Origin of the sequence: Nocardioides oceani (genome assembly GCF_030412965.1) — a bacterium.
Lineage (GTDB): Bacteria > Actinomycetota > Actinomycetes > Propionibacteriales > Nocardioidaceae > Nocardioides > Nocardioides oceani.
The window spans coordinates 635,532-648,872 of the sequence record NZ_JAUHJQ010000001.1 but is presented as its reverse complement, the minus strand read 5'-3'; the positions used below and the strand labels follow the sequence as shown (position 1 = coordinate 648,872).

Genomic DNA, 13,341 nt, shown 5'->3' with positions numbered 1-13,341 from the left:
GCCCCCGCCCGCCCGCTCAGCGGAAGTCGATCAGGAGCATGTCGGTGTCGGTGCCGTCGGAGATGGTGTCGGTCATCGGGTCCCGCGGTCCCTCCGGCTCCTCGAGGGCCACGCCGGCGTCCTCGCGGACGACGGTCGCACGGAAGCACCGGGCCAGGTAGGGCAGCTGCATGCCGTCCATCCCGCGGCCGTACTCGTCGTAGAACGCCACCACCTCGGCCAGCTTGGCCTCGCGGGCGTCGGCGTCCAGCGTCGCGACGTTCGAGCGGGAGAGCGCCAGGTCCTGGATCGACGCACGGTCGACGACCTGCCAGTGCTTGAACGAGGCGTCCTCGACGAAGCCGAAGTGACCGGAGACCACCACCGGCCCGGCCGGGTCGTCCTGGTGCTCCTGGGTCCCGATGAGCGCGCCGAGCCGGCGGACCCACGGGATCCGGAGGTCGGTGACGTTCCAGACCAGCGCCAGCCGGCCACCGGGGCGCAGCACGCGCGCGATCTCCGGCAGCGCCCGCTCGTGGTCGAACCAGTGGAAGGACTGCGCGGCCACCACCACGTCGACCGAGGCGTCGGGCAGCGGGAGGTCCTCGGCCGCCGCCCCGCTCACCGGGACGTCGGGCAGGTGGCGCTTGAGCACCTCCAGCAGGGCCGGGTCCGGCTCGGTGGCGTGCACGTCGTGGCCGAGGTCGACGAGGACCTCGGTGAGCTTGCCGGTGCCGGCGCCCACCTCGAGCACGGTGCAGGCCTCGGTGCCGGCGAGCCACTCCGCTGCCGCTCGGGGGTACGACGGCCGGCCGCGGTCGTAGGCGTCCGCGACGCCGCCGAAGGAGCGCGCGGGACCGGTGGCCGCGCTGGTCGCGGGGGACTGGTCTGCCATCGGGCCGAGGTTACCGGCTGCGTACCCTTCTCGCCGTGACCGCCGATCCGCTCGCCTGGCTGGTGTCCCTCGAGGGAGTGCCGTCCGCCTACGCCGCGACGCGCGACGGCATCGACGCCATGCTCCGCGACCGAGGGCTGCGTCGGACCTCCCCGGAGACGACCGGCGACTCGCTGCTCCGCGGCGCGCACGCCAGCGCCGTGCTGGAGGGGTCGGCCTCCTCGCTCGAGGACGTCCGTGCGGGCACCGGCGACGCGATCGCCCAGGACGCCGTCCGCGTCTCGACCGAGCTGCTCGGCCTCGCCCCGCTGCTGTCCCGGTCGCCGCTGCAGGCCCTCGCCCGGCTCCACGCCCTGGCCGCCCGCGGCACGCTCGCCGACGACGAGCTCGGCCGCCCCCGGGGTGCTGAGTCCGCGGCCCGGCTGCGCGACATCGCCGCGCTGCTGACCAGCACCACCTCCGCGCCCGCCCTGCTGGTCGCCGCGGTCGTGCACGCCGACCTCGTCTCCGTCGCGGCCTTCCCGTCCCACAACGGGATCGTCGCCCGCGCGGTCGAGCGCCTCGTGCTGGTCGCCCGCGGGGTCGACGAGAAGTCGCTCGTCGTGCCGGAGGCCGGCCACCTCGCCAACCGGGCGGCGTACGAGTCGAACCTGCGGGGGTACGCCGGCGGGACCCGCAACGGCGTCCACTCCTGGCTGCTCTACGCCCCGGAGGCGTACGCCGCCGGCGCCGACGCCAGCCCGCTGCGCGACTGAATCGTCCCCCGCCGGGACCCGAGCCCGGACATGCAGGTGGCACCCGAATCAGGACGAGACTCGAGTGCCACCGCTGACACGTGGATCATGGCTACCAAGCGTGCATCATCGTTGCTGCCGCGGAAGTCTTCCGAGTGCAGGCGCCCTGAAAAAGGGTGGATCGCCGCGTGGGTACCTCGGTCCCCGTGTACGTCTGTGGAGTTCTGGCTCCCGTTCTACGCCGGTCCGGCAGCCTGATCAACCCTTGACATCGGGCTCGCGGAGTGGGCGGGCGTGTCGCGCCGCTCAGGCCCCGACGCGCCGGCGCCGGGCGTTGGCCCACAGCACGCCACCCACCGCGGCGATGCCCCCGACCGCGAGCGCGGCCAGCGTCGGTCCGGCCGGCGGGAACGGCACGCGGCTGCGCAGCGCGACCGGCTTGACGAAGACCAGGACCGGCCAGCCCTTGCCCGTCGCGACCTTGCGCAGGTCGCGGTCGGGGTTGACGGCGTACGGGTGGCCGACGGCCTCGAGCATCGGCACGTCGGTGATGGAGTCGCTGTAGGCGTAGCACTGCTCGAGGTCGTAGCCGCGCTCCTCGGCGAGCTGCCGGACGGCGTTGGCCTTCTCCTCGGCGTAGGCGTAGTACTCGATCTCGCCGGTGTAGCGCCCGTCGACGATCTCCAGCCTGGTCGCCACGACGTGGTCGGCGCCGAGCATCGCGCCGATCGGCTCGACCACCTCGCTGCCGGAGGTGGAGACGATGACGACGTCGCGCCCGGCGAGCCGGTGCTCCTCGATGAGCGAGACGGCCTCGTCGTAGACGAGCGGGTCGACGACGTGGTGGAGGGTGTCGGCGACGATCTCGCGGACGGTGGCGACGTCCCAGCCGCCGACCAGCTGGGAGAGGAACTGGCGCAGCTTCTCCATCTGGTCGTGGTCGGCGCCGCCGACGAGGTAGACGAACTGGGCGTACGCCGAGCGCAGCACCGCCCGCCGCGAGATCAGCCCCCCGGCCTGGAAAGGCTTGCTGAAGGCCAGCGTGCTCGACTTGGCGATGATGGTCTTGTCGAGGTCGAAGAAGGCCGCGGTCGGGCGGGACATGTCGCCATCGTAGGGCGCGGGGCATGGGCCCGGACGCGTCCACAGGAACCCGTCGAGTGCGGTTGTCCACAGCCCGACGTACGCCGCGCGGGCGCCGTCGGCGCCACCGGGAACGGTTCCCGCCATGCACACACCCCTCCTCGCCACCGCCGACCCCGCCCTCCTCGACGACCTGCGCCGGCTCGCCGCGGCCGCCGGCGTCGACGTCGAGGCGGCGCCCGACGCCGTCGCCGCGCTGCGCCGCTGGACCGGCCCACCGCTCGTGCTCGTCGGCGCGGACCTCGCCGGCGAGCTCGCCCACCTCGGCCCGGCCCGGCGAGCCGGGGTGCACGTCGTGACGTGGGGGCCGCCGGGGGAGTCGAGCTACCGGGACGCGGTCGGGGTGGGCGCGGAGTCGGTCCTGGCGCTGCCGCAGGCCGAGGCGCGCGTGACCGAGGTGCTCTCCGACGTCGGTGAGGGCGGTCCCGCGCCGGGCGTCGTGCTCGGCGTTCTCGGCGGCTCCGGCGGCGCGGGCGCGACCACCTTCGCCTGCGCGCTCGGCCAGGTCGCCGCCCTCACCGGGCGGGCGCTCGTCGTCGACGCCGACCCGCTCGGACCCGGGGTCGACCGGGTGCTCGGCCTCGACGGCTGCGAGGGGTTCCGCTGGGACGCGCTGTGCCGCACCACCGGGCGGCTCGGCGGACGCGCCCTGCGCGAGGCGCTGCCGCGGCGCGGCGGCCTCGGCGTGCTGGGGTGGTACGCCGGCGCGAGCGAGCCGCTGCAGCCCGGCGCGGTCCGGGAGGTGCTGTCCGCGGCCCGCCGGGGCCACGACACCGTCGTCGTGGACCTGCCACGCTCGGTCCACGGCCCACCGGGGTCGGCCACCGACGAGGTGCTCGCCCGGTGCGACCAGGTGGTCGTGGTCGTGCGGCCCACCGTCGCCGGCGTCTCCTCGGCCGCGCGGCTCTGCGCCCGGCTGCCCGACCCGGACCGGGTGCGCCTGGTGATCCGCGGTCGCGGGGTGCCACCCGCCGAGGTGGCCGGGGTGTGCGGCGTCCCCGTCGTCGCGACCGTCGCCGACCAGCGCGGGCTGCACGAGTCGATCGACCTCGGTCTGGGGCCGGTCCGCTCGCCCCGCTGCCACCTCGGCCGGTCGGCGGAGGCGGTCCTGACGCGCATCGCGGTCCTCGGGGTGGCCGCGTGAACCCGGCCGGCCGGGACGGCTCGGTGACGCCCGAGGTCGTCGAGGCGGTCCGCGAACGGCTGGCGCGCACGCCCGGTGACCTCACCCCGCACCGGGTCGCCGAGGCCCTGCGCGACGCCGGGCGGCCGGTCGGCGACGCGGCGGTCCTCGCGGTCCACGACGCGCTGCGACGCGACGTCCTCGGCGCCGGGCCGCTCGAGCCGCTGCTTCGCCTTCCCGGCGTCACCGACGTGCTCGTCAACGGCCCGGACGCGGTCTACGTCGACCGCGGCGAGGGCCTGGAGCGCACCGAGGTCCGGTTCCCCGACGACGCGGCGGTACGTCGCCTGGCGCAACGCCTCGCCGGTCTGGGCGGGCGCCGGCTCGACGACGCCGTGCCCCACGTCGACCTGCGGCTCGGCGACGGGTCCCGCCTCCACGCGGTCCTCGCGCCGCTGGCCCGGCCGGGGACGACCATCTCCCTGCGCGTGCCGCACGCGCGGACCTTCACCCTCGCCGCGCTGGTGGCGGCCGGGATGCTGACGCCCGAGACCGCGCGGCTGGTCCGCGCCGTGGTCGACGCGCGGCTGGCGTTCCTCGTCACCGGCGGCACGGGCACCGGCAAGACCACCCTGCTCGCGGCCCTGCTCGCCCAGGTCGACCCGGGGGAGCGCCTGGTGGTCGTCGAGGACTCCTCCGAGCTGCGGCCCGACCACCCGCACGTCGTGGGGCTCGAGGCGCGGCCCGCCAACGTCGAGGGCGCCGGCGAGGTGGGCCTGCGGACGCTGGTGCGCCAGGCCCTGCGGATGCGCCCGGACCGGATCGTCGTCGGCGAGGTCCGCGGCGGGGAGGTCGTCGAGCTGCTCGCGGCCCTCAACACCGGGCACGACGGCGGCTGCGGCACCCTCCATGCCAACTCGGCGGCGGACGTGGCCGCCCGCGTGGAGGCCCTCGCCCTGGCCGGCGGCCTCGACCGGGCCGCCGCGCACAGCCAGCTCGCCTCCGCCCTCGACGTCGTGCTCCACCTCGTCCGACCCCGCGCCGGCGGTCGGCGGTTGGCGCAGGTGGCGGTGACCGAGCGCTGCCCCGACGGCACCGTCCGGGTCGTGCCGGCTGTCGAGGTGGCCGCCGACGGGACGGTCCGCGCGGGGCCGGGCGCCGACCGGCTCGAGGAGCTGCTCGCCCGGCGGAGCGCGGCGTGAGCGTCGTGAGCGCCGTCGGTCCGGCGGAGGGCGCGGTCGCCGCCTCGCTCGCGGCGTCCGTCGCCGCCGGGGTCGTCGTGCTGCTCCTCCTCCCCGCGACGCCCCGCATGGCGGCGGCCGGGCCCGGGGCGGACCGCCGGGCGGGACGGCTGCCGCTGGGCCTGACCGTCCCACTCGCGTGCGGCCTGCTCCTGCTCGGCGCAGGTGCCACAGCGACCGCGCTGGCCGTGGTCGCCTCGCTCGCGGCCGTCGGCGCGCGGTCGCTCCTGCGCAGCCGGCGCCTCCAGCGAGAAGCGCTGACCGCCGGCGACCACGTCCTCGAGGCGTGCGACCACCTCGCCGCCGAGCTCGCGTCCGGCCAGCCGCCGGGCGCGGCGCTGGAACGGGCCGCCGCGTCCTGGCCGCCGCTGCGCCCGGTGGCGGCCGCGCACCGGATGGGCGCCGACGTGCCGTCCGCGCTGCGGCAGGCCGCCGCCCGTCCGGGCGCGGGCGACCTCCGCCTCGTGGCCGCCGCCTGGCAGGTCGCCTCGCGCACCGGCCAGGGCCTGGCCGACGCTGTCGACCGCGTCGCCGCCGACCTGCGGGCAGCCGGGGCCACCCGGCGCGTCGTCCGCGGCGAGCTGGCCTCCGCCCGCGCGACTGCCCGGCTGGTCGGGTGCCTCCCGGCCCTCGCGCTGCTCATGGGCTCCGGAGCCGGCGGCGACCCGTGGGGCTTCCTGCTCGGGCACCCCGTGGGTCTGGCCTGCCTCGCCGCCGGGCTCGCGCTCGGGTGGGCCGGGCTCGCGTGGATCGAGGCGATCGCCCGCGACGTGGACGGTGCGACGTGACCACCGTGGTGCTGGCGGTCGTCGCGGCCGGCCTCGCCGCCGCACTGCTGCCGCCGGCCCGCGAGCGGCTGCCCGCCGTCGGCCCGCCCGCGCCGGCCGAGGTCGACGAGGCGGGGTGGATGCGGCGGCACCGGCCGGTCCTCGCGCTGCTGAGCGGGGCGGCGGCGTACCTCTTCCTCGGCGGGCCGGCCGCTCCTGTCGCGGGCCTGTCCGCCGCGGTCGGCGCCTGGGTCGTGCTGGGCCGGGCCGAGCCGCCGCAGGTCCGGCGGCGCAGGGAGGCGGTCCGCCGGGAGCTGCCGCACGTGGTGACGCTGCTCGCGACGGCCCTGCGTGCCGGGTCGGCTCCCGGTGAGGCGGTGGAGCTCGTGTGCCGGGCGCTGCCGGGGCCGGCCGCCGACCGGCTCGCGCCCGCCGCCGCGCGCCTCGCGCTGGGCGTCGACCCCACGGCGGTCTGGGCGGGGCTGGGCCAGGACGCCGAGCTCGCGCCGCTCGGCCGCGCCCTCGCGCGGGCGCACACCACCGGTGCGCCGGTGGTGGCCACGGTCGAGCGGCTGGCCGCCGAGCTCGCCGCACGGGCCCGCGGAGACGTCGAGGACCGCGCACGGACGGTCGGCGTCCGCGCCGCCGTGCCGCTCGGTCTCTGCCTGCTGCCGGCCTTCCTCCTGGTCGGCATCGTCCCGCTCGTGGCCGGCCTGCTCGGCGAGCTGACCGGGTGACCGGCCCGCTCGCGTCCACAGCCGATGCTCCCGCGCCCCGCTCCACAGGGCGGCCCCGACCGCCCCGGAGCGGACCGTCCCGGCGAGCACGCTCGTCGCACCCGGCCACGCCCGTGGCCCCGTCCTCGAAGGAGCACGACATGTCCCTCCCGCCCATCCGCACGCGCCCGTCACGACCGTCCCGCAGGACCCGCAGGGAGGACGGCATCACGACCGCGGAGTACGCCGTCGGCACCGCCGCGGGCGCCGGCCTCGCAGGGCTGCTCTACAAGATGCTCAGCGGCGGCTTCGGCAACGAGCTGCTGACCACCCTGTTCGACCACGTCCTCGGCCTGCTGGGCATCGGATGACCCGCCGCGCCGACCGCGGGCCCACGAACCTGCTCCGCCGACCCGACGAGCGCGGCATGGCGACCGCTGAGCTCGCGCTCGTGCTGCCGGCGCTCGTCGCGGTGACCGCGGGCCTGGTCTGGCTGCTCGCGGTCGGCGCGGCCCAGGTCCGGGTCGTCGACGCCGCCCGGGAGACCGCACGGGCGGCCGCCCGGGGGGACGACGACGCCTCGGCGGTGGCCCGCGGCGAACGGGTCGCCCCGGCCGGCAGCCGGGTCGTCCTCCGGCGGTCCGGCGGGGAGGTGGTCGCGGAGGCGACCGGCGAGGTGGACGGGCCCGGCGGGCTGTTCGACGTCATGCCGGCAGTCACCGTGCGCGCCACGGCCCACGCGCTCGACGAGGCGGCCGTCCCGTGAGCCGATCCGTGCACCGGTCCGTGGACCGGCCGTCGCGTGCCGGGGACGAGCGCGGCTCGGTCACCCTGTTCGCGATCGGGTGCCTGGCGCTCCTCCTGCTGGTGGGGTCCGCCCTCGGCGTCGTCGCCGCCATGGTCCGCGCGCACCGCACCGCCCAGGCCGCGGCCGACCTGGCCGCCCTGGCCGGCGCCGCCACGATCGGCGGCCCGGGCGACCCCTGCGCGGCCGCCGCGACGGTTGCCGACCGGAACGGCGCCGCGCTCCTCGCCTGCACCGTCGAGGGTCGCGACGTCCGGGTCCGCGCCCAGGCCCCCGGCCCACGGTGGATGGGCCAGGTCGCCGACCTCGCCGCCGAGGCCCGGGCCGGCCCTTCCTGACCGCCCGCTCAGCCCTCGCCGAGCAGCACGTCGAGGAGCGCGGCGGCGCCGTGCTTGTCGAGCGGGTTGTTCTGGTTGCCGCACTTCGGCGACTGGATGCAGGAGGGGCAGCCCTCGTCGCAGGCGCAGGAGCGGATGGCGTCGCGGGTGGCGCCGAGCCACTCGCGTGCGGCGGCGAACCCGCGCTCGGCGAAGCCGGCACCGCCGGGGTGGCCGTCGTGGACGAAGACGGTGAGCATGCCGGTATCGGCGTGCAGCGCGGTCGAGACGCCGCCGATGTCCCAGCGGTCGCAGGTGGCGAAGAGCGGCAGCAGGCCGATCGAGCAGTGCTCGGCGGCGTGGGCGGCGCCGGGGAGGTCGCGCTTGTCGAGGCCGGCCTCGGCGAGGGCGTGCTCGGGAACGGTCCACCACACGGCCGTGGTGCGCAGGGAGCGGGCGGGCAGGTCGAGCGGCTCCTCGCTGACCACCTCGCCGCTGGGCTGGCGTCGCTTGAGGTAGGAGACGACCTGGGAGGAGACGTCGACGTCGCCGAAGGCGAGCCGGCAGTCGCCCCAGCGGCGGGCGTCGCGCTCGGCCACGATGGTGATGTCGGTGACCCCGCGCGCCGAGGTGGAGTAGTCGACCTCGGCCCGGTCGACGACCGCCACGTGGTCGTCGAGGTCGAGCTCGGAGACGAGGTAGGTCTCGCCGCGGTGGACGTAGACCGCGCCGGCGTGGGCCGTGCCGTGGGCGCTCGAGGCGTCGACCGTGCCGACGACCCGGCCGGTCCCGCCCTCGACGAGCTGCACCGGTCGCCCACCGGCCGAGCGGATGTCGGCCAGGTCGGCGGCGCGCCGGCGGTCGGTCCAGAACCAGCCGCGGGGCCGCTTGCGCAGCAGCCCGGCCGCGGTCAGCTGGTCCACCACGGCGGGGGCGGTCGGGCCGAAGAGCTCCAGCTCGTCGGCCGCGAGCGGGATCTCCTGCGCGGCGGCGCACAGGTGCGGCCCCAGGACGTAGGGGTTGCCGGGGTCGAACACGGTCGCCTCGACCGGCCGCCCGAGGAGGGTCTCGGGGTGGTGCACGAGGTAGGTGTCCAGCGGGTCGTCGCGGGCGACCAGCACGCCGAGGGCGTCCTGCGCGCCGCGACCGGCCCGGCCGACCTGCTGCCACAGCGCCGCGCGGGTGCCGGGGAAGCCCGCCATGAGCACGGCGTCGAGGCCGCTGACGTCGATCCCCAGCTCGAGGGCGTTGGTGGCCGCCATGCCGGTGATCTCGCCGCGCCGCAGCGCCTGCTCGAGCGCGCGTCGCTCCTCGGGGAGGTAGCCGCCGCGGTACGACGCGACCCGGCCCGGCAGCGAGGGGTCGACCTCGGCGAGCAGCCCGGCCGCGGTCATCGCGACCTGCTCGGCGCCCCGGCGGGAGCGGATGAAGGCCAGCGTGCGGACGTCCTCGGCCACGAGGTCGGCGAGCAGGTCGGCGGTCTCCGAGGAGGCCGCCCGGCGGACGGGTGCGCCGTTCTCGCCGGTGTAGGAGGTGAACGGCGGCTCCCACATCGCCAGCGACACCTGCCCCCGCGGCGAGGCGTCGCCGGTCACCGCGAGGACGTCGAGCCCGGTGAGCCGGGCGGCCGCGACCTCGGGGTCGGCGACGGTGGCGGAGGCGAGCACGAACGTCGGCGAGGCGCCGTACGACGCGCACACCCGCCGCAGCCGCCGCAGCACATGGGAGACGTGCGCGCCGAAGACCCCGCGGTAGTGGTGGCACTCGTCGACGACGACGTACTGCAGCGAGCCGAGGAACTGCGACCAGCGCTGGTGCCCGGGGAGCAGCGAGCGGTGGAGCATGTCGGGGTTGGTGAGGACGTACTCCGCGTGGTCGCGCGCCCAGTCGCGCTGGTCGCGGCCGCTGTCGCCGTCGTGGGTCGTCGCCCGGACGTCGAGCCCGAGCTCGCGGATGCCGGCGAGCTGGTCCTGCGCCAGGGCCTTGGTCGGCGCGAGGTAGAGGACGCTCGCGCCGCGCTGGCCGCGGCGACCGCGGCCGGCGAGGATGCCGGACAGGGCGGGCAGCTGGTAGGCCAGCGACTTGCCGGAGGCGGTCCCGGTGGCGAGGACGACGTGCTGCCCGGCGTGGGCGGCGTCCGCGGCGACGGCCTGGTGGCGCCAGGGCCGCTCGACGCCGCGGGCACGCAGGCCCGCGACGACGCCGGGGTCGGCCCAGTCCGGCCAGTCGGCCGTCACGGCGGCCCGCGGGGGGAGCGTCTCGAGGTGGGTGAGGCGGCCCTCGCGTCCCGGGACCGAGGACAACCGGTCGACCAGGTCGGCCACGGAGGGCCGGTGCGCAGCGGTCGAGGTCACCACGCCAGTGTCGCAGGGGCCGGGGACAGAGCCTTCTTTACTGTCTTTGTGCACCGTGCCGGTCCGCGTGGTTTGATAGTGCGGGCCGAGTGTGCGGGCCGAGTGTCGGGGCACGGCGCCGACCACGTACAGTCGCCAACGACCGGACAGTCTCCAGGGAGAACACGTGGACCTGACTCTTGCGACGCGCGACGTCGATGGGACGACCATCGTTGCCGTCGGTGGCGAGATCGACGTGTACACCGCTCCCAAGCTGCGCGACAAGATCACCGAGCTCGTCGCCGCCGGGGTCTACGACCTCATCATCGACATGGAGGCCGTGGAGTTCCTCGACTCCACCGGTCTCGGCGTCCTCGTCGGCGGCCTGAAGAAGGTCCGCGCGCACGACGGCTCGCTGCAGCTGGTCTGCACGCAGGACCGCCTGCTGAAGATCTTCCGGATCACCGGCCTGGCGAAGGTCTTCGTCATCCACGACTCCGCCGACGCCGCCCTCGCGAGCAGCTGACCCGGCCGCACCGCTCCTCCGCACGGCCGCGCCCACCGGGCGCGGCCGTCGTGCGTCTGGAGGCTCGACGGGCGGGCTCGACCGGTGGGCCCGGCCGGCGACGCGCCGTGTGACCCAGGTCACGTCGTCGTGCCTCCCGGCGGCTCGGCGTGCGTAGACTCCGGCTCGATCGTGACCTGGATCACGTCGACGTCGCTGCCGTCGTGACCGCACCCCGCACTCCCAGGAGGTAGCGCATGACCGGGATCCATCCCGCCGTCGTAGCGGTGGAAGGAGGGAACCTCGTCCTCGTCATCGTGGTCGCGCTCATCGCGCTCGGAGCGATCGCGATGGCGGTGATGTTCCGGCAGGAGGTCCTCGCCGCCGGCGAGGGCTCACCGAACATGAAGACGATCGCCACGGCGGTCCAGGAGGGCGCCAACGCCTACCTCCAGCGGCAGTTCCGCACGTTGGCGGTCTTTGCCGTCGTGGCGTTCTTCCTGCTGCTGGTCCTCCCGGCCGACGACGCGGTCGTCCGCGTCTTCCGCTCGGTCTTCTTCCTCGTCGGCGCCGGCTTCTCCGCGGCCATCGGCTACCTCGGCATGTCGCTGGCGGTCCGCGCCAACCTGCGCGTCGCCGCGGCCGCGGAGACGACCGGCCGTGAGCCGGCCATGAACATCGGGTTCCGCACCGGCGCGGTCGTCGGGATGGCCACGGTCGGTCTCGGCCTGCTCGGCGCGAGCCTGGTGGTGATGTTCTTCCAGGACGACGCCCCCGACGTCCTGGAGGGCTTCGGCTTCGGCGCCGCGCTGCTCGCGATGTTCATGCGCGTCGGCGGCGGCATCTTCACCAAGGCCGCCGACGTCGGCGCGGACCTCGTCGGCAAGGTGGAGAACAACATCCCCGAGGACGACCCGCGCAACGCCGCGACCATCGCCGACAACGTCGGCGACAACGTGGGCGACTGCGCCGGCATGGCCGCCGACCTCTTCGAGTCGTACGCCGTCACGCTGGTCGCGGCGCTCATCCTCGGGTCGCAGGCGTTCGGCGACAAGGGCCTGGTCTTCCCGCTGCTGGTCCCGGCGATCGGCGCGCTCACCGCGGTGGCCGGCGTCTACCTGTGCAAGCCGCGTGCCGGTGAGAACGGCCTGACCACGATCAACCGGGCGTTCTACATCTCCGCCGGCGTCGCGGCGCTGGCCTGCATCGTGCTGTCCTTCGTCTACCTGCCCACCAGCTTCGGCGAGCTGACCGGCGTCCCGCAGGGCGGCAGCCCGCTCGACCTCGCCTTCGGCTACGACGCGGCGGAGGGCAACCCCGCGCTCATCGCGGCCCTCGCCGTGGTCATCGGCGTCGTGCTCGCCGCGGCGATCCTGGCCCTGACCGGCTACTTCACCGGCACCGAGTTCAAGCCGGTCCAGGAGGTCGGCCGCACCTCGCTCACCGGCCCCGCGACCGTCATCCTCTCCGGCCTCTCGGTCGGCTTCGAGTCGGCCGTCTACACGACCCTGGTCATCGGCGCCGCCGTCTTCGGGGCGTTCCTGCTCGGCGGCGGATCGCTGTCGATCGCACTGTTCGCGGTCGCGCTGGCCGGCTGCGGACTGCTCACCACCGTGGGCGTCATCGTCGCGATGGACACCTTCGGCCCGGTCTCCGACAACGCCCAGGGCATCGCGGAGATGTCCGGCGACGTCGGCCCCGAGGGGGCGCAGATCCTCACCGAGCTCGACGCGGTCGGCAACACGACCAAGGCGATCACCAAGGGGATCGCGATCGCGACCGCCGTGCTGGCGGCGAGCGCGCTCTTCGGCTCCTACATCGGGACCGCGATCGACAAGCTCATCGAGATCGAGCGCGGGGACGACGACACGCTGAGCTTCTTCGTCTTCAGCCCCGACGTGCTCGTCGGCCTGCTCATCGGCGTCTCGGTGGTCTTCCTCTTCTCCGGCCTGGCGATCAACGCCGTCGGCCGTGCGGCCGCCGCGGTCGTCTACGAGGTACGCCGCCAGTTCCGCGAGATCCCAGGGATCATGGAGGGCACGGGCCGCCCGGAGTACGGCAAGGTCGTCGACATCGTCACCCGTGACTCGCTGCGGGAGCTGGCGACGCCGGGCATCCTGGCGATCCTGGCCCCGATCGCCGTCGGGTTCGGGCTCGGCGTCGGCCCGCTGGCGGGCTTCCTGGCCGGCGCCATCGGCGCGGGCACGCTGATGGCGGTGTTCCTCGCGAACGCCGGCGGGGCGTGGGACAACGCCAAGAAGCTCGTCGAGGACGGCCACCACGGCGGCAAGGGATCGCTGGCCCACGAGGCGACGATCATCGGCGACACCGTCGGCGACCCGTTCAAGGACACCGCCGGCCCGGCGATCAACCCGCTGCTCAAGGTGATGAACCTGGTCTCGCTGCTCATCGTCGGCGCGGTCGTCTCGCTCACCGTGGGGGAGGACGCCAACCGTCCGCTCTCGGTCGTCATCGCGCTCGTCGCCACCGCCGGCATCGTGGTGTCGGTCGTGCTGTCCAAGCGGCGCTCGGTCGTGATCGGGGACGACGACGGCAACCCGACACCGCCGCCCGCGCCCCCGGCCCCGCCCGTCGGCGCGACCGACCCGGTCGTCGGGTCCGGTCCCGTGCCGACGACCGACCCCGTCGGCGGCCCGGGGATCGACGAGCACCCGACGCGGCCCTACCAGTCGCCGACGCCCTAGGCCGCACTCCGGGCGCCACGCGGCGTACCGGCACGAGAGCCCCCGACGCGACCGCGTCGGGGGCTCTCGTGCGTTGCG

Annotated in this window: 13 protein-coding genes; 10 read left to right on the top strand and 3 right to left on the bottom strand. The window is 75.9% G+C overall.

Going from position 1 to position 13,341, the window contains the following annotated elements:
• Positions 1 to 16 precede the first annotated feature (16 nt).
• Complete coding sequence (locus tag QWY28_RS03115) at positions 17 to 874, bottom strand: class I SAM-dependent methyltransferase (protein ID WP_300950838.1); 858 nt, start codon at positions 872 to 874, stop codon at positions 17 to 19.
• A gap of 35 nt (positions 875 to 909) precedes the next feature.
• Between QWY28_RS03115 and QWY28_RS03110 the strand changes: the two genes are divergently transcribed.
• The gene (locus QWY28_RS03110) at positions 910 to 1,629 is read left to right on the top strand and encodes a Fic family protein (RefSeq protein WP_300950837.1); all 720 of its coding nucleotides are present in this window, start codon (positions 910 to 912) and stop codon (positions 1,627 to 1,629) included.
• A gap of 285 nt (positions 1,630 to 1,914) precedes the next feature.
• Here QWY28_RS03110 and QWY28_RS03105 read toward each other — a convergent pair whose 3' ends face one another.
• Positions 1,915 to 2,712, bottom strand: a complete 798-nt coding sequence (locus QWY28_RS03105) for an HAD family hydrolase (RefSeq protein WP_300950836.1) — start codon at positions 2,710 to 2,712, stop codon at positions 1,915 to 1,917.
• A gap of 124 nt (positions 2,713 to 2,836) precedes the next feature.
• Between QWY28_RS03105 and ssd the strand changes: the two genes are divergently transcribed.
• From ssd to QWY28_RS03070, 7 genes are all read left to right on the top strand, one after another.
• The gene (gene ssd / locus QWY28_RS03100; protein WP_300950835.1) at positions 2,837 to 3,895 is read left to right on the top strand and encodes a septum site-determining protein Ssd; all 1,059 of its coding nucleotides are present in this window, start codon (positions 2,837 to 2,839) and stop codon (positions 3,893 to 3,895) included.
• On the top strand, positions 3,892 to 5,076 hold the full coding sequence (locus tag QWY28_RS03095) for a TadA family conjugal transfer-associated ATPase (protein WP_300950834.1): 1,185 nt from the start codon (positions 3,892 to 3,894) through the stop codon (positions 5,074 to 5,076). Before ssd ends, QWY28_RS03095 begins: the two co-directional genes overlap by 4 nt.
• Positions 5,073 to 5,903, top strand: a complete 831-nt coding sequence (locus QWY28_RS03090) for a type II secretion system F family protein (protein ID WP_300950833.1) — start codon at positions 5,073 to 5,075, stop codon at positions 5,901 to 5,903. The genes QWY28_RS03095 and QWY28_RS03090 overlap by 4 nt, the downstream gene beginning before the upstream one ends.
• Positions 5,900 to 6,619 (top strand): type II secretion system F family protein, encoded by a 720-nt coding sequence (locus tag QWY28_RS03085; protein WP_300950832.1) that lies wholly within the window; start codon positions 5,900 to 5,902, stop codon positions 6,617 to 6,619. The genes QWY28_RS03090 and QWY28_RS03085 overlap by 4 nt, the downstream gene beginning before the upstream one ends.
• 140 nt (positions 6,620 to 6,759) lie before the next feature.
• A complete protein-coding gene (locus QWY28_RS03080; RefSeq protein WP_300950831.1) occupies positions 6,760 to 6,969 on the top strand; it encodes a DUF4244 domain-containing protein in 210 nt (69 codons plus the stop codon).
• 56 nt (positions 6,970 to 7,025) lie between these two features.
• On the top strand, positions 7,026 to 7,364 hold the full coding sequence (locus QWY28_RS03075; protein WP_300950830.1) for a TadE family type IV pilus minor pilin: 339 nt from the start codon (positions 7,026 to 7,028) through the stop codon (positions 7,362 to 7,364).
• Entirely contained in the window at positions 7,361 to 7,741 is a 381-nt protein-coding gene (locus QWY28_RS03070) for an Rv3654c family TadE-like protein (protein WP_300950829.1), read from the top strand. Before QWY28_RS03075 ends, QWY28_RS03070 begins: the two co-directional genes overlap by 4 nt.
• An 8-nt stretch (positions 7,742 to 7,749) precedes the next feature.
• On the opposite strand, the gene QWY28_RS03065 is transcribed toward QWY28_RS03070, so the two are convergent.
• Positions 7,750 to 10,074 (bottom strand): DEAD/DEAH box helicase, encoded by a 2,325-nt coding sequence (locus QWY28_RS03065; RefSeq protein WP_300950828.1) that lies wholly within the window; start codon positions 10,072 to 10,074, stop codon positions 7,750 to 7,752.
• Positions 10,075 to 10,240: 166 nt separating this feature from the next.
• Between QWY28_RS03065 and QWY28_RS03060 the strand changes: the two genes are divergently transcribed.
• Both QWY28_RS03060 and QWY28_RS03055 read left to right on the top strand, forming a co-directional pair.
• The gene (locus tag QWY28_RS03060; protein WP_300950827.1) at positions 10,241 to 10,579 is read left to right on the top strand and encodes an anti-sigma factor antagonist; all 339 of its coding nucleotides are present in this window, start codon (positions 10,241 to 10,243) and stop codon (positions 10,577 to 10,579) included.
• Between the two features lie 236 nt (positions 10,580 to 10,815).
• Positions 10,816 to 13,263 (top strand): sodium-translocating pyrophosphatase, encoded by a 2,448-nt coding sequence (locus QWY28_RS03055; protein ID WP_300950826.1) that lies wholly within the window; start codon positions 10,816 to 10,818, stop codon positions 13,261 to 13,263.
• The last annotated feature ends 78 nt before the right edge of the window (positions 13,264 to 13,341 follow it).